Origin of the sequence: Streptomyces sp. A012304 (assembly GCF_026008495.1) — a bacterium.
GTDB lineage: Bacteria > Actinomycetota > Actinomycetes > Streptomycetales > Streptomycetaceae > Streptomyces.
The window spans coordinates 1-24,581 of record NZ_BQUN01000112.1 but is presented as its reverse complement, the minus strand read 5'-3'; the positions used below and the strand labels follow the sequence as shown (position 1 = coordinate 24,581).

The following is a 24,581-nucleotide window of genomic DNA, read 5'->3' as shown; positions in this document are numbered from 1 at the left end:
GGTCATGGGAAGTTCCTTTGCACTGTGGTGCGTTGGTAAACAGCGTCACTTGAGTCCGGAGGTGGATATCCCGGCGACGAAGCCGCGCTGCAGGATGAGGAAGAGCGCCAGCACGGGCACGACGTACACCAGGGTGCCTGCCGCGACGAGGTTGTTGAGCTGGCCACCGTGCGCGTTGACATAGCCGTACGTGAGCTGGACGGCGAGGGTGGTGCGGCCGGTGTCCAGCAGCAGCGCGGGCGCGATCCAGTCACCCCAGGTCCAGGAGAAGGACAGGATCAGGCTGGTGGCGATGACCGGCCACGACTGAGGCAGGAAGATCCGCCAGAAGATGCGGATCTGCCCGCAGCCGTCGACGATCGCGGCCTCCTCCAGTTCCTTCGGCATGTTGGTGAAGAACTGCCGGAACAGGAAGATCAGATACGGTGCGCCGCACAGACCCCACAGCACCCACGGCATGTACGTGTTGATGAGGTTGACCTTGGCGAACAGCAGGTAGGTCGGGATGAGGGTAATGACCTGCGGCAGCATCATCGTGGACAGCAGCACGCCGAAGACGACCCGTTTCCCGGGTGCTTCGAGCCGGGCGAAGCCGTACCCGGCCCAGGCCGAGGCGAGGGTCGCGAGGACCGAGTAGATGACGGCGATCGTCAGGGAGTTGCGGGCGTAGCCGAGGTAGTCCCAACTGGTCAGCGCGTCCAGGAAGTTCTGAGGGCTCGGGTGGTGCGGCCACCAGTGGATGGGGACGGCGCGCAGCTCCGACGGGTCCTTGAACGCGGTGATCGCGAGCCAGGCGAAGGGGCTGAGCATGAGGACGAGGACGCTGACCAGGAGCATGTAGACGACACTGCGCCGGGAGAGCACCATCACGCGCCTCCGATCGTGCGGGTCTTGGTCTTCGCGCGCTCCGGTTCCACGGAGTAGAAGACCGCGCCCTTGCTGAGTTTGAAGACGACGAAGGTGACGGCGACGATGATCAGGAACAGCACCCAGAGCAGGGCGGAGGCGTAGCCGTAACGGCCTCCGACGAGGTACTGGTCGAGGACGTGGATCATGAAGAGGTTGTTGCTCTCCGGGACGCTTCCGAGGCCCCTCGGGGTGGGGTCGAGCGAGATGAGCAGCGGTGCGAAGGTCTGCAGCGCGGCGATGATCCCGGTGACGACCTGGAAGAAGAGGACGGGCGAGAGCAGGGGCAGGGTGATCCGGGTGAAGGACTGCCAGGGACTGGCGCCGTCGACCCGGGCCGCCTCGTGCAGCTCTCTGGGGATGTCCTGGAGTCCCGCCAGCGAGATGATCATGACGTTGCCCACGCCCCACAGGGTCAGGACGATCAGCACCCAGCGGGCGTAGGGATCCGCCAGCCAGGCGAGCCCGTTGACGTCGAAGAGGTCCAGCAGGCCGTTGGCCGCCCCGGAGTCACGGTCGAAGATCATCCTGAAGGTGAGGGCGGCGCCCACCGGCGGCACCACGGCGGGCAGGTACAGCAGTGTGCGGAACAGGCCGCGGCCCCGTATCGGCTGGTTCACCAGCACCGCCAGGAACAGCCCGGCCACGATCGTCAGCGGCACGGTCATCCCGGTGAACACGCCCGTGCGTGCCAGGGACGCCAGCGTCTCCGAGTCGGAGAGGACCTCCCTGTAGTTGTCCAGGCCCACGAAGCGGGCGTTCTCCGACAGCCCGTCGGAGTTCGTGAGGCTCAGCCAGAGCGCGTACCCGAGCGGGAAGGCCGTCAGAGTCAGGAAGCCCAGCACCCAGGGGCCGGCGAAGAGGTAGAAGGCCCAGGCCCTGCGCGTCGTCAACGAGCGGCGCCGGCGCGGCGGCCCGGCGGCCGCGGCCCCGGCCGGGCCCCGCACAGCGAGCCCGGCAGCGGGTTCGGCGAGCTGTTCGGTGCTCACCCCAGCACGTCCTTGCCCTGGGCGAGCACGTCGTTCATCTGCTTGTTCAGCTGGTCCGCGACCTTGCCCGCGGAGTGGCCGGACTTGACCGCGCCCGGCAGCACCTTGCTGATCACTCCGTCCAGGGACGAGATCTGGGCGTACGGGGTGAAGGTCAGGGCCGAGAAGTGCGCGAGCTCCTGCTCCTGCACCTTGAAGGCCTGCTTCTGGTACGGCTTCTCCTGCGGCATCTTCGAGCGCAGTGACTTCAGGGTGGGAATGCCCCAGCCGCCGGCGGCCCGGGCCTGGGCCGGCGCTCCGCCGAAGAACCACTCGAAGAACTTCCAGGCCGCGTCCTTGTTCTTGGCGTCCCTGGGGATCCAGAAGCCGGTGGCGCCGAAACAGGGGCTGACGCGGTCGCTGCCGAGCTGGGGCGCGGGGGCGAGGCGCGAGACCTCGGCGACCTTGGGATCGCCGGCGATCGCCCCGCCGAACCAGTAGCCGTCGCAGGCCATCGCCATCCGGCCGGCCTGGTAGGTGGGCCAGTCCCAGCCGTCCGGGTTGGGGTTGACGACGCTCGGTCCGATGTCGGCCTTCGTGTAGTCCAGGTACCACTGGAGCGCCTTGAGCGCCTCCGGCGAGGAGAAGTCCACCGAGGCCAGGTCCTCGGCGAACAGGCTGCCGCCGGCCGACGCGGTCATGCCCATCATCTGGGTGAAGTAGCCGAGTCCCGTGGCGTTCATGCCGTACACCTTCACCTTGCCCAGCCGGCGCTTGACCAGGCGCTTGCCGAGGTCGAGCCACTCGTCGCGGGAGAGCGCCTCGGTCTCGCTGGGCAGGTCCAGCTTCGCGGCCTCGAACAGGTCGGTGCGGTACCAGAACATCTGGTCCTGCGAGAAGTCCTTGGCCATGCCGTAGCGGGGGCCCGTGCCCTGCTTGCCGCCTTCGTAACGCCAGAGGTCGTTGACCGGGTCGAGGTCGGAGGGCTTGAGGACGGTGCTCTTGGCGAAGTACGGGTCCAGGTCGGTCATCAGCTTGCGCGCCGCGAAGTACGGGGTCTCCACGGCACCGAGGCCGCGCACCAGGTCCGGCGGGGTCTTGCTCGCCAGCATGGCGTTGAGCTTGGTGGGGTCGCTCTTGAGGTACGTGATCTTCACACCCAGTGCCTCCTGGGCGGCCTTGATGTCGAAGTCGTCCTTCTCGCACATGACCGTGAGCGTCGTGCTGCCGCTCCGCGCACCGCCGCCGCCCGAGCCGTCGTCGACGGAAGCGGCACAGCCGGACAGCGCGGCCGCGCCGAGCGCGGCACCGGAGTAGGTGAGGAAACGACGTCTGTCGAGGGACCCTGCGGTCGGGATGGTCATAGCTGGACTGCCTTTCGGGCGGCTCGAACGAGGCATACGGAGTTGCCGTGGGGAGAGCGGCGGAGGAGCACGGGGTAGAGGAGCGGGACGGATCGGGCGGGAAGCACCGCCCTGGCGCGAGATGTCCGGACCGGGCGCCCACACGGCTGTCGTGCACGTGTGTCGGCACCGCACCGTCGTCCGCGACGGCGACGGTGGTCGCGTCCGCGGTGACTCGTCCGGGGGCGTCATGTCACACCCCCGCCCATGGCCGGTATTCGGCCATGGAACTGCTGCGTTCTCGACGGACCGGTTTCCGGGGCTCTGCCCAGACATGTCGCTCATTTCCGTCTGGGGAAACCGGTTGACTCGAACTGCGGCGAACGTTAGGTTGCAGCGCCAGAAGGTGTCAAGAGGTTGCTGAGAGAACAGAACGCGCCACCGCCGCAACGTCGAGCGGTCCCTGGCGCCCACCGAGAAGGGGAGATCCACGTGTCGGAACAGCCCGTCAGGGCGAGGCTGGTGGACGTGGCGGAGAGGGCCGGAGTCTCCAAGGCGACCGTGTCCAAGGTGCTCAACGGCCGACAGGACCTGAACGTCCGGCCCGAGACCCGCCGACGAGTCCACGAGGCCGCCGAAGAGCTGGGCTACCGCCCCCACTCCGGGGCCCGGGCGCTGGCCGGAGCGAGCACCCACGCCCTGGCCCTGCTGGTCCCCGCCCTGGACAACCCCACGTACGTCACCATCGCCCGCGGCGCCTACCAGCGCGCCCGTGAACTGGGCTATCTCTCCCTGCTGGCCGAGGACTTCGACGGGCAGGAGGCCGACGAGTCCTTCAACGACCTGGTCCAGGAGGGCAGGGTCGACGGACTGCTCATCGCCTCGGCCCGCCCCGGTCACCCCCTGCTGGACGCGCTGAGCCGCAGCCCCGTCCCGCATGTCTTTCTCAACCGCTCGGTCGAGGGCTCCGGCCGCAACGTCACCATGGACGTGGCCCGCTCCAGCGTGACCGCGCTCGACCACCTGCACGGCCTCGGACACCGCGCGGTCGGCCACATCGCGGGCCCGCCCGGGATCACCCCCAGTGACACCCGTAAGGACGCCTTCCTGCGGTACGCCGGGGAGCTGGGGCTGTCGGCCGCGCCGGTCGCGTCCGGGGACTTCACCGAGGACGGCGGCCGGTCGGCGGCGCTGGAACTGCTGCGGCCCCTGGACGGCGAGGGCCGTCCGCCGGTCACCGCGCTCTACACCAGCTCGCTCGCTCAGGCGATGGGTGCGATGGCCGCGATCCGCAGTCTCGGGTTGCGCGTCCCCGAGGACGTCTCGGTGATCGGCAACGACGACCTGCCCGTCGCCGCGCATCTCCATCCCCCGCTGACCACCGTGGCGATGCCCCTGTACGAGCTGGGGACCGCGGCCGTGGACGCCCTGGTGGCCGCCGTCCGGGGTGCGCCGGTGGGAGATGTCGTCGTACCGACCGAGCCGCGGCTGGTGCTGCGCGAATCCACGACCAGACCGGCGGGACCGGGAGGAACACCATGACCGTCGCCGCGGCACCGGCGCGTTTCACCGGCCGTACGGCCCTGCTCACCGCGGCCGCCTCCGGCATCGGGGCGGCCACCGCCCACCGGCTGGCCGCGGAGGGAGCGTCCGTCCTGGTCACCGACGTGGACGCCGAGGGCGCCCACCGCGTGGCCGAGGAGATCCGCGCCGCGGGAGGGCGGGCGCGGGACCGGCCCCTCGACGTCACCTCGCCGAGCCAGTGGGCAGCCGCCGTCACCGACGTCGAGTCCTGGACCGGGCGTCTGGACGTGCTCCACCTCAACGCCGGCCGCAATCTGCCCGCAGCGGCACACGAACTGGACGACACTCTCTGGCACGACCAGCTGCGACTCTGCCTCGACTCGGTGTTCTACGGCGTCCGGGCCGCCGTTCCCCTGCTCAGGTCGGCCCGGGGCGCCGTGGTGGTCACCTCGTCCGTGCACGCGGCCGTCGGCTTCAAGGGCTTTCCCGCGTACGCGGCGGCCAAGGGCGGGATCGACGCCCTGGTCCGCCAGCTCGCCGTCGAGTACGGCGGGCAGATCAGGTTCAACGCCGTCCTGCCCGGAGCCGTGACCACCGCGCTGTGGGCCGAGACACCCCCCGAGTACAAGGCGCGGACCATCGCGCGCACCCCCGTCGGCCGGCTCGGCGTGCCCGAGGACGTCGCCGCCGCCGTGGCCTTCCTCGCCTCCGAGGACGCCGCCTTCGTCACCGGGCAGAACCTGCTCGTGGACGGTGGCCGCAGCATCAGCTCCCACGAGTAGAACCGCCGGCGGCCCCCTCCCCTCCCGCCGCACGGCACCCCCTTCGCACCCGCCTCCTCCCCCCGCCCCCGAGCGGGCGGTTCCCCGCGCCAGGCCGCACCTCACACAGGACCCGGAGGTCCACTCCATGAAGATCACTGGATACGAGCTGTTCCTCGTCGAGCCGCGCTGGCTCTTCCTGCGCGTCGACACCGACGAGGGCATCTCCGGCTGGGGCGAGCCCATCGTCGAGGGCAAGGCCCAGACGGTCGCCCGCTGCGTCGAGGAGATGTTCGACTACCTGCTCGGCCAGGACCCCGCCCGGATCGAGGAGCACTGGCAGGTGCTCGCCAAGAGCGGCTTCTACCGCGGCGGTGTCGTCCTGAGCAGCGCCCTGGCCGGTATCGACCAGGCCCTGTGGGACATCGCGGGCAAGACCCACGGCGTCCCGGTGCACCAGCTCCTCGGCGGCCATGTGCGCGACCGGGTGCGGGTCTACGGCTGGGTCGGCGGCGAGAGCCCCGAGGAACTCGCCGAGTCGGCGGCCGCACAGGTCGCCAAGGGCATGACGGCGGTCAAGCTGAACCCCTGCGGCCAGCTGGAGCCGCTCGCCACACCCGCCGCGATCAACGCCATCGTGGACGGCGTGAGCGCGGTCCGCGAGGCCATCGGGCCGGACCGCGACCTCGCGCTGGACTTCCACGGCCGCTTCAGCGGGGCGATGTCCCGCCGAGTGCTGCCCCTGCTGGAACCGCTCCTGCCGCTCTTCGTCGAGGAACCCGTGCTGCCGGAGTTCTCCCAGGACCTCGGCGCCGTGGCGCGCTCCACCTCGATCCCCATCGCCACCGGCGAACGGCTGTACTCACGCTGGGACTTCCGCTCGGTGCTCTGCGACGGCATCGCCGTCGCCCAGCCCGACATCAGCCACGCCGGCGGAATCTCCGAGACCCGCCGCATCGCCGCGATGGCCGAGACCTACGACGTCCTGGTCGCCCCGCACTGCCCGCTCGGCCCGATCGCCCTCGCGGCGAGCCTCCAGCTCGACTTCGCGATCCCCAACTTCCTCATCCAGGAACAGGCACTGGGCATCGGCTACGGCGACAGCGGCGGGCTGCTGGACTACCTCGCCGACACCACACCCTTCACCTTCCACGACGGCTACATCGAGCGCCCCACCGCACCCGGCCTCGGCATCACCATCGACGAGGACGCGGTCCGCGCCGCGGCGGAGCGCGGCCACCGCTGGCGCAACCCGGTCTGGCGCAACACGGACGGCTCACTGGCCGCCTGGTAGTCCGGGAGAGGGCATCGGAGCGAGGAAGGGCGCCCGACCAGAGGGAGGACCTGGTCGGGCGGCCTTTCGCGTTTCGCCGGCTCCCCGGCGCGCTCGTCAGAGCGGACATCAGCAGCACCAGCGGCTGCCGGATGCCGGATGCCGCGGGAGAGCGCCGAGCAGTCCCCCGCGCCCCGGAACAGAACTCTCTTGGTCATCACCCGTTTCCGGGCACATCCGATGAGGGAAAAGCACGAAAATGACACCCCACGGTCACGCAAGTCCTACGCCCCATGATCTGCCAGGCTTTGTCGTACGAAAAACAGCACAAAAGAAAAAACCGTCAGAATGGGACATTCTCGTAAGAGCGTCCGGGAACCACGGAGATGAGACATATGACGAGTCTTTTACCGGCTCAGCAGTGGACCGCATTCCGGATACCGGCCTCTGCCACCATGTCCCGGGGTCGTCTGACCGAGCAGCTCACCCACTGCTCGTCGGGCCTGGTGGTCGCCCCGCCCGGCTTCGGGAAGACCGCGCTGCTGGCCCACGCGGCCCAGGCGCATGCGGGCCCGGTGACGTGGTACCAGGCCCGGCCCGGCGCCGACGAGCGGGAGTTGCTGACCACGCTCGGGTACCCGGCAGACGTCCTGGCGGGCGCCGTCTGGCCGTCCGGCGCGGCCCAGCAGGTGGCGCGGCGCCGGGACGCGGGCGGCGGCGGAGCGGCCGGACGACTGGTCGTCATCGATGACATGCACCTGCTCTCAGCGGCCGCGCGGGCGCTCGTGGTCCGGCTCGGGCAGCTGGCACCGCCGCACCCACGGGTACTGATCGGCACGCGCCCCGCCGCAGGGTTGTCGGTGGCCGCGCTGGAGGCGTCGAGCGCGACGGTGGTGAACGCCGACGCGCTGCGTTTCCGTTCCTGGGAGGTCGAGCACCTCTTCCGGCACCTGTACGACACGGCGCTGCGCCCCGGAATCGCACTGCCCCTGGTCCGGTCCACCGGCGGCAGGGCCGCGACGCTGAGGCTGTTCGCCAAGGCCGTGGCGGCCCGCCCCGACACGGGTCAGCAGCGGATCCTGGCCGAGGGGTTGTTCGGCCGCGAATACCTGGACCGGGAGGTGCTCGCCCCGCTCCCCGACCGTCTCAGACGGTTCCTGACGGAGACCTGCCTGCTGACCCGGCTCACCGCCGACGCCTGCCAGGCGCTGACCGGCCGGGCCGACAGCGCCGAGATGCTCTGGTCCCTGGCCCACGACCACGGGGTCCTGCGCGCCGACCCGGACGGACGGACGTACGGCGCCGAGCCCCTGCTCCGCGAATCCCTGCGCGCGTGGCTCACCAGCACGCTGACCGACACCGAACGGGCGCGGCTGGGCAGCCGGGCCGCCGCCTGCGCCGCGGCAGGTGGTCAACTGGACCCGCCGCTCTCGGCGGTGCGCCCCCGCGGGCCCGCCGACTGGCCCCACCCGCTGCGCGCCGTCGTCGCGGGCACCCCCGACGCGTGCCTCGGCCGCTCCCCCGGGCGCGTCACCGAGGGCGGTTCCGACAGCTCCGCCGCGCTCCTCGTCCAGGGCATCGCCGCCGCCCTGACCGGCGACAGGACGGCCGGCACCATCGTGCGCCGGGCCGTGGCGGAGGCGACGGACGACGCCCTGGTCGCGCTGTCCGGACAGCTGGTCCGGGTGGCTTTGGACGTGCTGGCCGAGGGCCCGGCCGGGCCGGTCCCCTACCCGGAACTCCAGCGGATCGCCTACGACGCCGAACGGCTGGACCTGCTGTGGCTGAGCCGGGCCGCCCGGTGCCTGCTGGGCCTCGGGCCGCATCCCGAGGACGCCGGGCAGCCGGTCGTCGTGCTGGACGAGTGCACCCGGCTCGGCGACACCGAAGGGGCGGCGCTCGCCGCGCTGGCCGGGTGCCTGCGCTCGGTGCGGGCGGGGCACCCCGGCATCGGCGAGCTGGAGGACGTCGTGCGGCGGTTCCGGGCGCTGGGCTGGGGCACGCTGGAGGCGTGGGGCCGGGCCGCCCTCGCCGTCGTGGAGGCCGCGCACGACCTGCCGGACGCGGGACAGCGCGCCGCACAGGCGGAGGCGTTCGCCCGGTCGGCGGGTGTACCGGGCGCACGCGCGCTGGCCATGGGCGCGATGGCCCTGGCGGCGCCCGACGTGGCGAGCAGGGCCGAGCTGCAGGAGGCCGCCTGGTCGACCGCCCGGTCCGCGGGGTTGCCGGTGGCCGGGCTGCGCTCCTGGCTCACCGCGCTCGCGGCCCCCGCCGGCCCGGTCGGGGACGGCGCGGCGGCGACGGGCAGGACCAGAGCGGGCGGGCACCACCCCACCGCGCCCGGACGCGTCCTCGCGGCACCGTCGGCACCGTCGGCACCGGGCCTGACGGTGCGTTGCCTCGGTGGTTTCGAGTTCACCCTGGCCGGGCGCGCGCACGACTGGGCGAAGCTGCGCCCCAGGGCACAGGCGGTACTGCGGCTCCTCGCGGTACGCGCCGGCCAGGCGGTCCACCGTGACCATCTGCTGCTCGCGTTCTGGGACGGAGTGACGACCCCGTCCACGCTGCACAACCTCCAGGTGACGGTCTCCAGTCTGCGTTCCTTCCTGGAACCGGAACGTCCCAGGGGCGGTTCCCGGCTCATCGCCCGGCAGGGCGATTCCTACCGGCTGGTGCTGGCACCCGGCGATGTGAGCGACGTCGTGGCGTTCGAGCGGGCGGTGCGCGACGGCCGACGCGCCCGGGCGCAGGACCGGCTGGAGGAGGCGGCGGAGGCGTTCCGTGTCGCTCTGGACCACTACGCGGGTGAGCTGCTGCCCGAGGACGGGCTGGCCGAGTGGGTGATCGCCGACCGGGAACGGCTGCGTCGGGAAGCGGCCAACTCGGCCGTGGCCCTGGCCGAGATACGTCTCGCCCAGAGCCGGCCCGTGGAGGCCGTGGAGGCGGCCGAGCGCTGCCTCGAGATCGACGGGCACCGCGACGCCGCTTGGCGGGTCCTGATCCGGGCCTGCGACGCCGCGGGGCTCGCGGCCGACAGCGCGCGGGCCCGGCGTGGTTACTCGGCGATGCTGGCCTCGCTGGGGATCCCGTCGTCCGGCGGGCTCTCCCACCCGATGTAGCGGCGGGCGCCGGGGTGCGCGGGAACAACGCTCGGTGACGGTCCCGGGGACGATCACGTCCGTTCGACGAGCCGCCACCCCCCGGTCGCCGCCGTCCGCCGTCATCGCCGGCCGAAGAACCGGGCCGCCGAACTCGCCGTGTGCTCCGGCCGACGTCATCGCCGGCCGAAGAACTCGGCTTCCAGGATCGCCGTGTGCCGGCCCTTCGCCTCCGCTCCGTAACTGGACCGGACGATGAACCGCACCGAGCTGACGTTCTTCCCTTGGAGGTCCAGCGTCTGCGGCCCCGGCTTGTCCTCCAGTTCGAGTCGCTTCTTCACCATGGCGCCGCCCGGTTCGCCCAGCTCGACATCGAGGACGGACGGCCTGGCCTGCTTGAGGAACTCGTCCTTGTTGACCGAGACGCCGGTGTGGATGATGAGTTTCTCGAGCGTGACGGGCTGTTCGAAGCGTGCCTCCACAGCCTCACCCGTCCCCGCGCCGACCGGCGCCGGCGCCCAGTAGGTGTTGTTCGCCCCGTCGAAGGCCAGGTTCGGCCCATGGCCCCTGAGGTGGCTGGACGCGTCCGCGAACTTCGGGTTGACAGGGGTGGGTTCGGCCGTCTTGTTCCGCAGGTTGTCGATGAGGCTGCCCAGGTGGGGCCGGGCGAGGTAGCCGCCGCCGAGCAGGAGGGCCAGCGTGATCGGGATCGCGAGGCTCGGCCGTCGCCAGGCCCGGGACGGAGGGCGCTGTCCGGCCGCGAGTCTGCGCGGCGGACGGCGGAACCGCCGCAGCAGCCGCTCCCACCACGAGAGCCGCTCCCGCGTCACCACGGTCGCGGTGAGAACGGCGCCGCAGCGCAGACACAGGGTGCGGGTACGGGGGTTGGCCTGTGCGCACGCCGGACAGACCAGGTCGTGGACCGGGGTCGGGGAGCGGGGCGCGGTCCCGGTCGCGGGGGTGTCCTGGGGGTCCGTCGGCGCGGGCACGTCGTCCGGGTCGGCCGACCGTTCACCGGGCCGCCGCACGGTGCCCGAGACGCCGGGATCCGCGGGCGTCCGGGGCCGGACCGGCCCGGCCTGCGCGGCGGGAACGGACGGGGACGGGTTCGCCGGACTCGGGGCGGCCGGCTCCGGCGCGGACGCGGGCGGCTCCTCTGTCCCGGGCCGTGTCGGAGCGGGTGCCGAGGTCTGCGGCCGGGGCAGGACGGGAGCGGTCCGGGTGGCCGCCGGCTCCGGCGCGGGACCGGCGGCCGCGGCCGTCCGGGCGGACGGCCCGGAACCGGAGGCGTCCGGTGTCGCGGTGCCCGACGCCACGGGACTCGGCACCGCCGGGCCGGAGACGGCGGTCCCCGCGGCCGCCGTGCGGGGCGCGGTTCCGGTGGCCTGGCCGCCGCTCGCGGAGCCGGCGCCGTTCTGCTCCCACTCCAGGAAGGCGTTGCAGGACGCGCAGAACGCCGCGTCCGGCGCGTTGCGGTGGCCGCAGTCCGGGCAGGCCGGCCCGCCGGGGCCGCTCATGACGCGTCCGCGAGGGGCAGCAGGTGCGTGTCGTATCCGACGTGCGCCGGCACCTCACCGGCCACCAGCTGGCGCAGCCGCTGCGCGCCCGCCGCGTCCGGGTCGGCCACCCGCACCCGTACGGTGACCCGCGGCGGGGCACCGGCCGGCCCGGGCAGGGGGCTGCGTGCCGTCTCGGACCACGACGTCCCGCCGGTCTCCTCGATCTCCGGCTCGGTGCCGAACTCCAGCCGTACGGCTTCGGCGAGTCCGCCTCTCGTTCCCCGTCTGCGGTGCCGTTCCACCGCCCCGAGGACCGCGGCCCGCCGCTGCCCGGCCGACTGGCCGGCGGCCGGGTCCGTGGCCACCCACTCGCCCATCCACGCCAGGAAGTCCTCCGGGGCGGTACGCGGGTCGAGGTGGGCGGGAAGGTTGTCGACGGTCAGCAGCACCGGCGCGAGGACCTCGTCCAGCGCCCCGAGGAACCGCTGGATGAAGTCCTCCCCCAGGTAGACGGCGGGGAGCTGGTAGATGAGTGGGTGGGGCGTGGGCAGTCCCGCGACCGCTGCGCGCATTCAGGCCTCCCGCATTCGGAGTTGGTGCTCGTAGGAAAAGACGAGGGCGTGCGGGTCGAGCACGATCCTGGTGACCGGTTCGGCGCGCTGCCCGGTCAGCGGGTCGGCCGGGAAGAGCCTGACGTCCTCGACGAGGTCGACGCCCGGCACCCGTTGGAGGACGGCGTACACCTCACCGGCGTGGATCGGCCGCCCGAACGGCCATCCCTGTCCGCTCGGGCCTCCGGTGATCGGGTTGAAATACCCGTACAGGGCGGCCAGCGCAGCGGTGCGGACCGGGTCGGCGGCCACGCCGCGGGCCGCCAGGACGGACGCCACGACGGTGACCCCCTGGTAGTAGGGCGGCTCGACCACCAGCCGGGTGCCGATGGGACGGCGCTCGTCCAGGTAGTCGGCGAGGCCCCGCAGCGTCTCCCGGGGCGGCACCAGGTCGTCGAAGCGCAGCCGGCCCTGTTCGTCGCTCCGCACGGCCGGCACCAGCAGCAGCCGTACGCCGCCCTCCTCGCCCTCCCCCGCGGGGACGCAGGCGACGCGCGCCGCGTCCGGGGCGACCTCGCGGGCCAGCACCTCGTAGTCGCGTGGGACGACCGCCCGGTACAGGGTGCTCAGCGTCATGGGGCCGCGGACCTTGGCGCTCTCCACGCTCTCCCCGTCGACCCCACCGACGGCGGACCGCCGGTTCTCGGCCCGCGCGACGAACGGCAGGGAGGTGCGCAGCACCCGCAGCGTGCCCTTGGCGACGTTGCCCTGGCTGCCGCCTCCGGTGCGGTAGGAGCGGATCCGCACCGGGGTGCCCTTGGCCGGCACGGCGCCGTAGTAGCGGATCGTCCCGTCCGGCTCGCGAACGGCCGGGCCGAAGTCGATCCGGCCGGAGTTCGGGTCCAGCGTCACGTGCCGGTCGCCGGGGCCCGAGTGGGCGAAGTCGTCGACGCGGTGCCACGGCGACCAGCCCGAGCCGTCCGCCACCTCCACGACGAACGGCTCGTCGCCCGGGACGACGGGGGGCCGGGCGACGTGGAAGGACTGGCCGGGCACGCCCTCGGACAGCCCCAGGACCTCGTCCGTCACCGTTTCGGCGTGCACGGCCTCGACCGTCGCGCCGATGGTGAAGGCCTCGGCCTCACGGATGGTCGGCGACTGGAGATAGGTGGGCTGGTCCGGCTCGGCGGAGACCAGCCGGCAGCGCACCCACCCCGCGACTTCACGCGCGATCGTGGATTCCGTGTGGTTCTCCGGCAGGTGCAGAACCACCTGGCCGGGGCGGTTGAAGCCGCCGGTCGTGTCCTCCTCGACGTCGCAGCGCGCCCACACCGTGCCGTCCCACGCCTCCCAGCGCAGCGGCGGGCGCCGCGGGTCGACGCCGACGCCGTCGACCCGGCAGTCCAGGCGCAGCACGACGACGCCGGCCGGGACCGGGTTGCTCAGGCCGACGTACAGGGCGTCGCCGGGGGCGGGCTCGCTACCGAAGCAGGGCACGTCGCGGCCGAGGGCGAGTTCCTGCGTGCGGTCGGCGGCGCCGCCCCCGCCGGGGCAGGTCGCCAGCCGGGTCAGCCCGCACGGCACGATCGACAGGTCACGGACGGTGGTGAACACCACCGCCTCCTCGGTCTCGGTGCGCACGGTGGCGACCTCGGTACCGGCCCTGACCCGGACGGGCTCGGGCTGCGGCGCGGACAGCCAGAACGTGACGTCCGTGCGGGCGGCGGTGGGCGGGTGCAGCCGGACGCCGATCAGGTCGAGGAAGGCCAGGTAGTTCTTCTCGGGTACGCGGTTGAGGCGGTAGAGGAGCTGGTCGACCATCGTGGCGAACGCCTCGATCAGCGTCACGCCCGGATCGGAGACGTTGTGGTCGGACCACTCGGGGCAACGCTGCTGGACGAACCTCTTGGCGTCGTCGACGAGTCCCTGGAACCTCCGGTCGTCGAGATTGGGGCTGGGCAGCGTCACGGACCCGCTCCTTCCTCGTGTGCGGGGATCACATAGAACGGGAACACGAGGTTGCGGGGGTCGTTCGTGCCGCGCACGGTGTAGCTGATGTCGATGTACAGCACGCCGTCCTCCACGGCGTCGAACCGGACGTCGATGCCCACGACCTCGATCCTCGGCTCCCAGCGGTCCAGGGCGAGCCGGATCTCGTAGGCGACCTGGCCCGCGGTGCCGGCGTCGGCGGGGGCGAACACGTAGTCGTGGATGGCGCAGCCGAACTCCGGCCGCATGGGGCGCTCCCCCGGGGAGGTCGCGAGCACGAGCCGGATCGATTCCTCGATCTCCCGCTCGCCGCGCACCAGGGCGATGCTCCCGGTGGCGTCGGTGCGCGGCGGGAACGCCCAGCCCGCGCCGACGAACTGCTGTCCCATCAGCCGCTCACCCGCCGATCAGGACGGTCGGACAGCCCGCGACGATCGGTGCCCCGCAGGCGGCGGTGTCACCGATGCGGGCGGCGGGCTTGCCGTTGATCAGGACCGTGGGGCACCCCGGCGGAATGATCACGGACGGCGGATGCACGGCGGGCGGCGGGAAGGCGCAGGTGTGGGTCGTACCGACGGTGGCGGCGGGCATGCCGCCGATGAGGACGGTGGGTGCGCCGGGCGGGCCGACCGTCCCCGGGTGGCCGGTGGGGTCGCCGACGCGGGCGGCGGGTGGCATGCAGGAGGCTCCTTCTCGTCGGCTGTTCGCTTCTCGTCGTCGCTTCGTCGTACCGGGGCCGGCCGTGGAGCCGGTCGCCGTCGTGCGAGGTGTCGTACGTGCCACGCGGCGCCCCGTCAGTTGATCCGGACCAGGCCCGCGTTGATCGTGCAGGTCGCCCCGCCCTTGATCTCCGTGCGCGCGGTGCCGTTGACCGCGACCTGGCTGCCCTTCACCTCCACTCCCCCGCTCGTCGTGAGCCCGACCTGGCCGCTGCCGCCGTCGACCTGGACGCCGGTCTGCGCGGTCACCTTCACCGACTTGCCGGTCAGTTCGAGGGTGCCGCTGCCGGCGTCCATCAGCGCGCCGTTGCCCGCCTTGACGGTGACCTTGTCCTTGGCGTCGATCTCCACCGTTCCGTCGCTGTGCACGATGATCTTGGTGCCCTTGCGGTCGAGGTCGATGGTGAGCTTGCCGTCGCCGGTGACCATCCGGACGCCCTGCGGGCCGGAGGCGTTGTCGAGCAGTTCGAGCTGGTTGCCGCTGCGGGAGGAGAACGACCGCCGGTTGACGGCGCCGCTGGTCGCGTCGATCAGGTCGCCGCTCGCCGTGGACGGCTTGTCCTGCCCGTTGAAGAGGCAGCCGAGGACGTACGGGCGGTCGAGCCTGCCCTGCTCGAACCCGACCAGCACCTCGTCACCGACCTCCGGGGCGAACGCGGACGTTCCCTTGCCGTCCTTGCCCCCTCCTCCGGAGGTCTGCGCGCAGCGGGCCCAGTCGCTGACGTACTCGTCGGACAGCCAGGGGAACTTCACCTTGACGCGGCTGAGCTTGTCCGGGTCCTTGGTGTCGGAGACGAGACCGATGACCACGCCGTCCACCTCGGGGAGCCGGCCCGCCCGGCCCGTGGCGCCGCCGGCCAGCGCCGACAGGGAGCGTTCCTGCTGGCCCGAGACGGTCACCCAGGTCTCGTAGCCGCGCCGTGCGTCGAACACGTGCCGGGAGGCGGTGACGGTGTACCGGCCCTCGAACGGGGCACCGACCCCGGACAGCGCGACCGCGCCACCGGCCCTGACCTCGGGGTTTCCCTGGATGACCGCTTCCATCTCGGCGAACGACCCGGCGATCCGCTGCGCCAGCGCCTTGGCGACCTGCTCGACGCGGGCCTGCACGCCGTAGGTGTTGTCGGTGACGAGGTAGTCGGCCTTCCCGAAGGGGCCCGCCGCGTCCGCCGGGCCGATGCCCAGCTGGACGGTGTCCGCCTTGCCCGCTTCGGCCGTGCCGACCAGTGCCCGCTTGGTCTTGGTGTCCCAGCCGCGCACCTGGACCTGGGAGACCTGCCCGGCGGCGGTCACCCCGGCGCGGCAGCGCACCAGGTTCTTCCCGAGTTCCAGCACGAGCGGGTCCCGGTCGGCGCGGGCCGAGGAGCCGGGCGCACCGGAGGCGTCGGTGGGCTTGGTGACGTGCAGGGCGCCGTCGATGACGTACGCCTGCGCTCCGGCGTCCTCGGCCAGGTCGCGGACGAAGTCCCAGTCGGAGACGTTCGCCTGGGCGACGTGTTCGAGGACCGGGCCGGACACGTCGATCTTCCCCGTCCCGAGCCCGGCGCGCTGGGCGACGCGGCGGCAGATGTCCGCGACGGTCATGTTCTGGTAGGCGGCGACGCGACGGCCCCGGAAGAGCCGGTGCGCCTTGTCCAGCCCACGGACCACGGTGAACGTACCGGTCTCGTCGAAGTCCAGTTCCAGCGCGGTCACCTCACCCTTGAGCAGCGGTTTCGGCGAGCCGCCCGCGCCGGACGCGACCAGCAGCCGCGCCTCGGAGCCGATCTTGATGCCGGCCTTGTCGAGCAGTACCCGGCTGGGGTCGCGGAACCGCAGGACGAACGTGTCGGGCAGGATCCGGCTGTCGTCGACGTAGCCGTCCACCAGGGTGTTGGCGAGGTCGGCGGGGAGCCTGGTGCCGCCGATCTCCACGACCAGGATCTTGGCGACGGTGTCATTGGCCATCAGACGTCCCTCCTGCCGCCGGTCGCCGCGGACCCGGACGCGAGGGGCTCCGCCGCCCCGCCCGGCACCGCGTCCAGTTCGTCGACCGCGGGGAGCAGCAGTTCCCGCCCCTCGGCCAGCCGCATCGGATCGTCGATCCCGTTGGCCTCGGCGATGGCCCGCCAGGCGGCCGCGTCGCCGTACTCGGCCCAGGCGAGCCCCTGGAGCGTGTCGCCGGCGCGGAGCCGGTGGACACGGCGGGCGGTGAGCGCCCCCGAGGTCGGGTTCTGGCCGGCTGTCTCTCCGCTGATCTCCTCCATCGTCACCTGGCAGACCGCGCGGATCGGCACCCCGGACGTGGTGAACAGCGTGTACTTGACCTGGACCTGGCTGACGTAGCCGGGGAAGCCGGTGATGCCGCCCCAGTGGAAGATGACCCAGGGCGGCGACGACCGCTGCGCCTGCCGGGTCTCGTTGGTCGGTACGCAGCAGGCGAACAGACTCTCCACGGCCTTGACGACACTGGTGTCCTGGGTGTCGCTCGCGTCGAAGAACATCTCGACGGTGAGCTTGCTGGGCTGCGGCCCCTGGTACTCCGGCGGGCCCGCGCTCTTGGCGCCCTTGGCGGGGGTGCGTTTCCAGGACGCCGACTTGCCCAGGCTGAGTTCCTTGGGATTGAACTGGAAGTCGATCCGGCCGCAGGGTCCGCCGGGGGTGAGGCTGCCGCCCGAGGGCGGGGTGCGCAGTTCGAGGTAGGCGTGCTCCAGCTTGGGGCGCGCGCCACCGCCCGCGGCCGACGCCGACTTCGCGCCGCCTGCCGCGCTGAACGCCACGGGCCCGCTCATGCTCCGGGCTCCATCATGTAACCGTGGTGCGCGATCTCGATGGTCTCGATGGCGACCTTGGGCGACTCGGGGTTGAACGTCGGCCCGGTCCAGCGCACCGGCACCACCTCCAGCAGGCCCCAGCGGGCGACCATCACGTCGTCGCCGGTACGCGCCTCGATGTGCGCGGTCTTGCGGGCGAAGCCGGTGGTCATGCTGGCGAACCACTGGGCCACCTTCTGGGTTTCCTTCGTCAGCGGCCGGGAGAGTTTGACGTTGGGGTACTTCAGGCGCGTCGGCAACTGCCAGACGTGGCCGTTGTTCCCGCCTTCCTCGCGGGTCTCCAGCACCACCTCGCAGCCCAGCCCCTCACAGCTGTTGAACGACCCCAGCTCGATCCCGTCGATCGTGACGACGAAGCAGACCGAGACCGCCGGGTCCTGGGTCGTGGACATCGGGTGCCCTGCCTTTCTGTCGGTACCGGGTGCTCTGTCAGTGCCGGAGGTTGATCAAGGACCCGGCGCGTTCGCGTTCGATGCGCAGCTCCGCCTTGAGCAGCCTGCTGAGGGGGGCGACGAGGGCGCGGACGAGTTCGTCCGTGACCTTGGGGGCGCCGGCCCCGCCGGCCCCGCCGGCCTTCCCCGGGCCGGCGGCCGGGGTCGAGGAGCCGCCGGCGGCGTCGGGGGCCTCGGCGCCGGCGGGCGGCGCCGGTGGATCGGCCGGCTCGCCCTGCGCCGGCGGGTCGGCGGGCGGTTCGGTGACCGGCGTGCCGTCCTCGGCGCGTTGCACGGCGGGCGCGGTGAACTCCACGGAGCCGTCCGGCATCCACCGGGCCACTCCGGCGGCGACCGCCGCGGCCCCCGCGCTGACGCCGGGCAGCGTGGGATCCGACGGCGTCCGTCCCTGAGGGGACGGGGTCGGGGGCACCGGCGGGACAGCGCGGCGCGTGGGCGGCGGAGCGGCGCCGGGCGCCTCGGGGAGCCGCTGGAGCGGGACCGCGGGACCGAGGGCGCCCGGCCCCTGGAGCCCCCGGGTGAACGGCTGGCGGGCGCCGCCGAGGCCGAAGGCACCGGCACCTGAGCCACCGAAGGGTTCCGGGGACCCGGGGAGTCGGGAGACGTCGGGGAGTCCCGGGAGTCCGGGGATCCCCGAGACGCCTCGGAGTGCGGTGTCTCCGGAGGACCAGGCAGACGGGGCGCCGTGGGCGAGGGCCACCGCACCGGTGCCCGCGATCCGCTGCACGACGCCGCCCGCGTCGCCGGAGGCGGAGACTGCGCCGGCGCCGGGGTACGCGCTGCCGCCGCCGGTCGGGGTGTGCCCGTCGCGGGGGCCGCCGTGGTCGCCGGGCCCGCCGAAGCCGTCGGCCGCGGCGTCGGCGGACCGGCCATGGCCTCCGGAACCGCCGGCCCGAGGAGCGTGGCCTCCGGAACCGCCGGCCCCCGAGACGGACGCCCCGCCCCCGACCGGCTCCCAGCGGACCGGGACCGCGACCGGCGGCTCGGAGGCGACGGTCGCCTCGGCGGACGGTCCCGGTTCCGGCACCGTGAAGAGAGGCAGCGAGCGCTGCGCCACCAGCGGGGACACGGGGCCGGTGCCCCGGGCCGCCGACCCGGCGCCGGCCCCCGCCTCGGGCACCGCGCCGGGAAGCGTGGCGGCGTCCACGGCGTTCACGGCGTCCAGCCTCCGCACCGGCATGGGCGTCGACGCCGTCACCATCTCGCCCGGGCCGGGCGCCTCACGCACCACCGTGTCGCTCACCCCCAGCGGTCCGGCGTCCCCGAGCAGCGGCGCCCGGCCGGCCTCCGCGAGCACGGGCGTCGCACCGGTCGACGAGGGTGTGTCGGGCGAGCCGCCGGGAGCGTCGAGTCGCTGCACCGCGACCGGGCCCAGCGGCGCGGCACCACCGGAACCGGTGACGGGTCCGGAGCCGGCATCCGGTCCTGCACCCGGGCCCAGGGGGAAGGTGCCTGGGCCTGAGGGGACGGACACGGGACCGACCTCCACGGCGTCGGCGCCGGAGCCGGTCGCCGTCTCGGGCGAGAGGCCGGTGCCGAGGTCCACCGGGTCCGTGGTCAACGGTGGCGCGTCGCCGAGCAGCGGCGCGGTGCCCTCGCCGTCCGACGACGGCACACCAGGGTCGGCCGAGCCTGCCGCGTCCAGCGGCGCCGGCGCCGGCGGAGCGTGCGGGACGGGCGGATCCTGCGGTGCCGCCGGTGTCCACGGGACCTCCACGGTTCGGGAGACCTGCGCTTCGGAGGCGACGGAAGGAGAAACGGCGGACCCGGCCGGTGGCGCCGGCGGGCCCGGGAGGGGCACGGCGGTCGGCGGCAGCGCGGCGAGCGGCTCACCGAGACCCCGATGACGCGGACGCGGCGGGGCCGTGACATCACGCTGCACCACCGGCTGCACGGCGGGCTCCGCTCCGTCCGTGCCGCCGACGAGCGGCGCGGTGGGCGCGGCGTCCGGTCCCTGGCCGGCGGCTGTGCCGGTGCGTGGCGCGGCGAGCGGGAGTGCGGCCGTGTCCGCTGCCGCCGTCGGCCGGCCGGCGGGCGACGCTTCGGTCCGCTGCACGACGCCGCCCTCCTCGTCCCGCTCCGCACGGGTGCCGGGCGTGGCGAGCAGGTCGGCGACGGGCTCGGCCGGCGTGCCCGGGGCCAGGGGGCCGGGGTCCGCGTCCGGCGCGGAAGGGGGGAGCGCCTCGAGTTCCCGTACGGGTACGTCCGGTGGCTCGGCGACGACCAGGGGGCGGGCGGGCGCGGGGCCCTCGGGGGCTGCCGGAACGGACCGCAAGCGCAGGACCGGCACCGGAGCGGACGGTGCCGTGTCCGGCCCCGGGCCGGGCGACGGAAAGGTCGTCCGCTGGAGCGGCGCGAGGGGAAGCGGCGCGGAAGTGGCCGCTCGTACGCCGTCGGACACCGACGGGTCGCGGCCCGCGCCCCGGTCCGGGCTCGGCATCGGGTTCGGCGTCGGGCTCGGCGTCGGGCTCGGCGTCGGGTGCGACGCATGGTCCGGGTGCCGTGCCGTGCCCCCGGCCGGGGACACCGACCGGGAGATGACCGGGCCACCCGCGCCGTGAGGGTCACCCGCGCCGTGAGGGTCACCCCGCAGGTCCACGGACCCGCCGTCGATGTCCTGCCGGTCCCCGACCCTTGAGGCGATGGCTGCGTCCACGCCGGACTCGCCCGCCCACGCCTGCGCCGGCGCCTGGGGCCGTGAACTCGTCCGCTGTACCGGCGTGGGTTCCGCCAGCCCGTGGCCGACGCCGGACGGGGCCTGCGGGCTCACGAGATGGCCGAGCGGTCCGCTGACCGTCGGATCCTGCCAGGTACCGAGGCGCCGGCCGAACCCGCCGGGGTCGGTGACCAGCCCCATGGCCGCGCCCAGCGTGCGTTGCACGGGCGGCGTCGACCGCCACCCGGCCGGGACCGGTGCGTCCGTCGCCGCGTCCGGTCCGGGGGGCGTCGTCCCGGCGTCGGCGCGCGCTCGTGGCCCGGGCTCCGGAACGCCCCCCGAGCCTTCACGGCTCCTCGTCAGCCAGGACAGCAGTCCCATCTCGGTGTCCTCTCACCGCCCGTTGAGACGGGCGATCTGCTCGACGTACCGCTGCCGTTCGGGGTGTTCCAGATCGAGCAGCTCTTCGAGCGGCCAGTGGAAGTGATAGGCCAGGTACGCGATCTCCTCGTAGAGGCGGTCGACCGCGTACGTCACGATTCCCCCAGGCGGCCCCCGGCGAGGTCCACGGCGAAGTGTTCCTGGCAGGAGGGGCAGGTGACCGCGGCGCGGGTGTGGCCCTCCGCGTTGATCCGCCGGTAGAAGTCCTGGAGGAAGGCGAGATCCGAGGCGAACAGGTCTTCCACGATGCCCGCGTGGACGTCCTCGATGGTGCCGAGCCGGGTGATCACACGGGCGATCAGGACCACCGACAGGTACGCGGAGTTCTCCCGCACCCGGTCGTCCCGCAGCGGGATGAGTTCGTCCCGGGCGGTGGCCAGCCGCATCACACCGTGCCGGTGCACGGTGCCGGACGCGTCCACGTACCCCCGGGGCAGTTCGAAGGCGAACTCGGTGCGGAGCGTGTCACGCCCCGCACCGTTCGGGCTCTCGCCCGGTTCCCCGATGTGGTCGTGCCCCGGTGCGTCCGGGACCGGCGGTGCCGCCTGCCGCGCCTGCGCGGGCGCCGTCCTGCGCATCACTCAACTTCCATGCTCTCGTACGTGATCGAGAGCTTCTCGGTGAGGACCGAGGTGTCGCCGGCCTTGAGGGTGCCGATCTCCAGCGACTTCGGCCAGGCGTTGATCAACTGGTAGCGCTTGATCGCGCTGCCCTCGTAGTCGTAGACGATGATCGCGCCGTTCTTGCGGGCGTCGCCCATCTTGCCGAACCGGGACGATTTGATCCACGCCTCGAAGCTGTTGTCCTCGGTCAGACCGCGGGTGACGGTGACCTCGCCGGCCTTGGGGCGGCCCGGCAGCTTCTTGATGGCGTACTTTCCGTCGGCGGTGTTCTGCTTGAGCTCGATGACGTCCTGTTCCATTTTCAAGCCGCTGACCTCGGTGATCTGCTTGATCACCACGCCGTCGAATTCCAGCCCGAAGGAGTGGCCGACAGAGCTGTCAAGTTCGGGGAGTGCCATCCCAGCCTCCATGGCTCATCTCGTGTGTGGACGGTGGTCTTCCACCGCCCCGGGACCGATCCGCGGGCGGCCCGTTGCCGTCGGGCCGTGATCCGCCTGCCGTTCTGCTACTCGTCGACCGATCCCGTGCCGCCCGACAGCTGTGCCAGCCGGAACACCACGAACTCCGCGGGCTTGACCGGGGCGACCCCGACCTCGCAGATGACCTGGCCGGCGTCGATGCTCTCGGCGGGGTTGGTCTCCCGGTCGCACTTGACGTAGAAGGCCTCGTCCGGGGTCAGCCCGAACAACGCGCCCTTGCGCCACTCGTTGACCAGGAACGCCGAGATCGTGCGCCGGATGCGCGCCCACAGGGCGTCGTCGTTCGGTTCGAAGACGACCCACTGCGTGCCGGTCAGGATCGACTCCTCCAGGTAGTTGAAGAGCCGGCGTACGTTCAGGTAGCGCCAGGCGGGGTCGGAGGAGAGGGTGCGGGCGCCCCACACCCGGATGCCGCGGCCCGGGAAGGAGCGGACGCAGTTGACGCCGATGGGGTTCAGCAGGTCGTGCTCGCCCTTGGTGATCTGCGTCTGGAGGCCGACCGCGCCGCGCAGGACCTCGTTCGCCGGTGCCTTGTGCACACCGCGCGACTCGTCGTTGCGCGCCCACACGCCGGCGATGTGCCCGCTCGGCGGGACGAAGGTGTTACGGCCGACCGACGGGTCGAACACCTTGATCCACGGGTAGTAGAGCGTCGCGAACTTCGAGTCGAAGCCGGCCGTGTCCATCCGCCAGTTCTTGATCTGCTGCGGCGACAGCCCGGGGGGAGCGTCCAGGATGGCGACCCGGTCGCCCATCAGCTCGCAGTGGGCGATCAGGGCCTGCTGCACCGCGATGACGGTCTCGTCATCGGCGATGCCCCGCTGGTGGGCGCTCATCAGGTCGGGCACGGCCACCATCGTGATCTCGTCGATGGCCTCCAGCCCGCCGAAGCCCGTCCGCTCGTCCGCGTCACCGATGTAGGTGTCGGCCGACAGCGCGACCGCGTCGGACCCCGCCGGAGCGGGCGCCGTGCCGGACTTGGCCGCGAGGACGACCGTGCCGGTGTCGGGCCTGGCCGACGCGGCGGCCCGGCTGACCTCCTCCAGGGCGATGATCCGCGACTTCTCCTTGACCTTGGTGACGACGTTGTCCTTGCCGCGACGGGCGGACACCGAGGGGTAGGTCTCCTTCTCCTCCCCGTCCACCTTGACCACCAGCTTGAACGCCTCGTTCGGCGGCGCCTCGCCCTCCGCCCCGCCGACCTCCACCGTGACCTCACCGGTGACGCCCGGCAGCGCCCGGACCCGGAATCCGCCGAGCAGCGCCTCGGCCGCGGACTCACCGCCCGTCGTCCCGCCGGCGGCCCCGCCCGGCAGTTCTCCCGCGACGCCGTTCCCGCCGTCGCCGATCCGAACGACGTAGCAGTTCCCTCCCCCGTTGGCGAAGTACCCGTACACGGCGGACGCCAGGTAGGAACCCTCGACGAAGTCGCCGAAGACACCCACGTACTGGCTCCAGTTGGTGACGAGTGTCGGCTCGTTCAGAGGCCCTTGCGGGGCGAAGCCGAGAAACGCGGCGACCGAGGTGCCCACTCCCTCGATCGGTCGTGCCCCGGCCTCCACTTCCTCGACGTAGATGCCCGGGGACAGATACGACGGCATACTGACTCCTCCCTTGACCAGCGGCCGAAGCAGATTCTGACTTTCGGTCGCGATCACCCGGAACGTGTCGTCGTCCGCGGCGCGGTGCACAGCCCGCTGCCCGATCAGGCACGCGGCCCTTCCCCCGGCCGTTCCCACCGTTCTCGTGTACGAGTGGCCACGAACCCGAACACTTGCCGCCATGAAGTCGGCGCCGGACAAAAAACCCAGCGCGAGGACCACCGCGGCGCCGGCACGCCCGGCGGCCCCTGCCCAGACCCGGTCCACGGTCGAGGAGTCCGCCTCACCCACCACGGTGTCCGGGCCGGAGAGCGGCCCTCCGGCGGAACTCGCCCCGCAGCAGTTGCGTCTGCTGCAGACACGGGCGGGGAACGCGGCGGTGGCCCGGCTGGTCGCGCAGCGCCAGACCGCGGCTCCGCCCTCCACGGCCGCCCCGGCCCCGCCGGTCAAGCCGCCGCCGTCGGCGTCGCCCGCCTTCCAGGGCCTGAAGTCCGAGGTGCGGGTCAAGAAGACCACGGCCTCCCGGCACGCTCCCGCCGCCGCGGAGGCGAAGGCCGCGCAGGACGCCGCCGTCGCCCCACCGGACGACAAGCAGGCCCAGGGCAAGGCCGCGCAGGCCGAGAAGATGAACGCCGCCAAGCCCGGCGTGTTCGACAAGGCCGGGTTCATCGCCGCCGTCAACCAGGCCATCGCCGCCCAGGCGCCGAAGAACCTGGACGAGGCCGACAACTTCTCCGGGTCGGGCAAGGCGGAGGCCGTCAAGGGGCAGGTCGACGGACAGGTCAGCCAGGGCAAGCAGACCTCCGCCAAGGAGATCGACACCGCCACGAAGGCCGGACCGGACCTGTCCCAGGCCAAGGACAAGCCGGTCACCCCCCTCACCCC

At 72.9% G+C, this 24,581-nt stretch carries 20 protein-coding genes and 1 pseudogene; 5 read left to right on the top strand and 16 right to left on the bottom strand.

Annotation, left to right across the window (positions count from 1 at the left end; translation table 11 throughout):
- Positions 1–45: 45 nt before the first annotated feature.
- From ALMP_RS28825 to ALMP_RS28815, 3 genes are read right to left on the bottom strand one after another with little or no spacing between them, the layout of a single operon-like run.
- Entirely contained in the window at positions 46–867 is an 822-nt protein-coding gene (locus ALMP_RS28825; RefSeq protein WP_264934001.1) for a carbohydrate ABC transporter permease, read from the bottom strand.
- Positions 867–1,895: a carbohydrate ABC transporter permease gene (locus ALMP_RS28820; RefSeq protein ID WP_264933528.1), complete on the bottom strand. Its 1,029-nt coding sequence runs from the start codon at positions 1,893–1,895 to the stop codon at positions 867–869. The genes ALMP_RS28825 and ALMP_RS28820 overlap by 1 nt, the downstream gene beginning before the upstream one ends.
- Positions 1,892–3,238 (bottom strand): extracellular solute-binding protein, encoded by a 1,347-nt coding sequence (locus ALMP_RS28815; RefSeq protein WP_264933526.1) that lies wholly within the window; start codon positions 3,236–3,238, stop codon positions 1,892–1,894. Before ALMP_RS28815 ends, ALMP_RS28820 begins: the two co-directional genes overlap by 4 nt.
- Positions 3,239–3,709: 471 nt before the next feature.
- On the opposite strand from ALMP_RS28815, the gene ALMP_RS28810 reads away from it, so the two are divergent.
- The 4 genes from ALMP_RS28810 to ALMP_RS28795 all read left to right on the top strand — a co-directional run bounded on the left by ALMP_RS28810 (position 3,710) and on the right by ALMP_RS28795 (position 9,894).
- Positions 3,710–4,759 (top strand): LacI family DNA-binding transcriptional regulator, encoded by a 1,050-nt coding sequence (locus tag ALMP_RS28810; protein WP_264933525.1) that lies wholly within the window; start codon positions 3,710–3,712, stop codon positions 4,757–4,759.
- The gene (locus tag ALMP_RS28805; RefSeq protein ID WP_264933524.1) at positions 4,756–5,523 is read left to right on the top strand and encodes an SDR family NAD(P)-dependent oxidoreductase; all 768 of its coding nucleotides are present in this window, start codon (positions 4,756–4,758) and stop codon (positions 5,521–5,523) included. Before ALMP_RS28810 ends, ALMP_RS28805 begins: the two co-directional genes overlap by 4 nt.
- A gap of 127 nt (positions 5,524–5,650) precedes the next feature.
- Positions 5,651–6,796: a galactonate dehydratase gene (dgoD, locus tag ALMP_RS28800; protein WP_264933523.1), complete on the top strand. Its 1,146-nt coding sequence runs from the start codon at positions 5,651–5,653 to the stop codon at positions 6,794–6,796.
- 434 nt (positions 6,797–7,230) lie between these two features.
- Positions 7,231–9,894: a BTAD domain-containing putative transcriptional regulator gene (locus ALMP_RS28795; RefSeq protein ID WP_264933522.1), complete on the top strand. Its 2,664-nt coding sequence runs from the start codon at positions 7,231–7,233 to the stop codon at positions 9,892–9,894.
- Between the two features lie 155 nt (positions 9,895–10,049).
- Here ALMP_RS28795 and ALMP_RS28790 read toward each other — a convergent pair whose 3' ends face one another.
- The 13 genes from ALMP_RS28790 to ALMP_RS28730 form a co-directional block, all read right to left on the bottom strand.
- Entirely contained in the window at positions 10,050–11,390 is a 1,341-nt protein-coding gene (locus ALMP_RS28790; RefSeq protein WP_264933520.1) for a hypothetical protein, read from the bottom strand.
- The gene (locus ALMP_RS28785; RefSeq protein ID WP_264933518.1) at positions 11,387–11,944 is read right to left on the bottom strand and encodes a phage tail protein; all 558 of its coding nucleotides are present in this window, start codon (positions 11,942–11,944) and stop codon (positions 11,387–11,389) included. The genes ALMP_RS28790 and ALMP_RS28785 overlap by 4 nt, the downstream gene beginning before the upstream one ends.
- The gene (locus ALMP_RS28780; RefSeq protein WP_264933516.1) at positions 11,945–13,891 is read right to left on the bottom strand and encodes a putative baseplate assembly protein; all 1,947 of its coding nucleotides are present in this window, start codon (positions 13,889–13,891) and stop codon (positions 11,945–11,947) included.
- Positions 13,888–14,301, bottom strand: coding sequence for a GPW/gp25 family protein (locus ALMP_RS28775; protein ID WP_264933514.1), 414 nt, complete (start codon positions 14,299–14,301; stop codon positions 13,888–13,890). Before ALMP_RS28775 ends, ALMP_RS28780 begins: the two co-directional genes overlap by 4 nt.
- Before the next feature lie 7 nt (positions 14,302–14,308).
- Positions 14,309–14,590 carry a PAAR domain-containing protein gene (locus ALMP_RS28770; protein WP_189941071.1) on the bottom strand — a complete coding sequence of 94 codons (282 nt, stop codon included), beginning with the start codon at positions 14,588–14,590 and terminating at the stop codon, positions 14,309–14,311.
- Between the two features lie 116 nt (positions 14,591–14,706).
- Positions 14,707–16,578 carry a VgrG-related protein gene (locus tag ALMP_RS28765; protein ID WP_264933511.1) on the bottom strand — a complete coding sequence of 624 codons (1,872 nt, stop codon included), beginning with the start codon at positions 16,576–16,578 and terminating at the stop codon, positions 14,707–14,709.
- Positions 16,578–17,402: a LysM peptidoglycan-binding domain-containing protein gene (locus ALMP_RS28760; protein WP_264933510.1), complete on the bottom strand. Its 825-nt coding sequence runs from the start codon at positions 17,400–17,402 to the stop codon at positions 16,578–16,580. The genes ALMP_RS28765 and ALMP_RS28760 overlap by 1 nt, the downstream gene beginning before the upstream one ends.
- Positions 17,399–17,836 carry a phage tail protein gene (locus ALMP_RS28755; RefSeq protein ID WP_264933509.1) on the bottom strand — a complete coding sequence of 146 codons (438 nt, stop codon included), beginning with the start codon at positions 17,834–17,836 and terminating at the stop codon, positions 17,399–17,401. Before ALMP_RS28755 ends, ALMP_RS28760 begins: the two co-directional genes overlap by 4 nt.
- A gap of 37 nt (positions 17,837–17,873) precedes the next feature.
- On the bottom strand, positions 17,874–20,186 hold the full coding sequence (locus ALMP_RS28750) for a hypothetical protein (RefSeq protein ID WP_264933508.1): 2,313 nt from the start codon (positions 20,184–20,186) through the stop codon (positions 17,874–17,876).
- A gap of 759 nt (positions 20,187–20,945) precedes the next feature.
- Positions 20,946–21,089, bottom strand: coding sequence for a DUF6760 family protein (locus ALMP_RS28745; protein ID WP_264933507.1), 144 nt, complete (start codon positions 21,087–21,089; stop codon positions 20,946–20,948).
- On the bottom strand, positions 21,086–21,571 hold the full coding sequence (locus tag ALMP_RS28740; protein WP_264933506.1) for a hypothetical protein: 486 nt from the start codon (positions 21,569–21,571) through the stop codon (positions 21,086–21,088). Before ALMP_RS28740 ends, ALMP_RS28745 begins: the two co-directional genes overlap by 4 nt.
- Positions 21,571–22,014 (bottom strand): phage tail protein, encoded by a 444-nt coding sequence (locus ALMP_RS28735; protein WP_264933505.1) that lies wholly within the window; start codon positions 22,012–22,014, stop codon positions 21,571–21,573. The genes ALMP_RS28740 and ALMP_RS28735 overlap by 1 nt, the downstream gene beginning before the upstream one ends.
- A 107-nt stretch (positions 22,015–22,121) precedes the next feature.
- A complete protein-coding gene (locus ALMP_RS28730; protein WP_264933504.1) occupies positions 22,122–23,696 on the bottom strand; it encodes a phage tail sheath family protein in 1,575 nt (524 codons plus the stop codon).
- Between the two features lie 181 nt (positions 23,697–23,877).
- On the opposite strand from ALMP_RS28730, the pseudogene ALMP_RS28725 reads away from it, so the two are divergent.
- Positions 23,878–24,581: pseudogene (locus ALMP_RS28725) on the top strand (hypothetical protein); the annotation flags it as partial.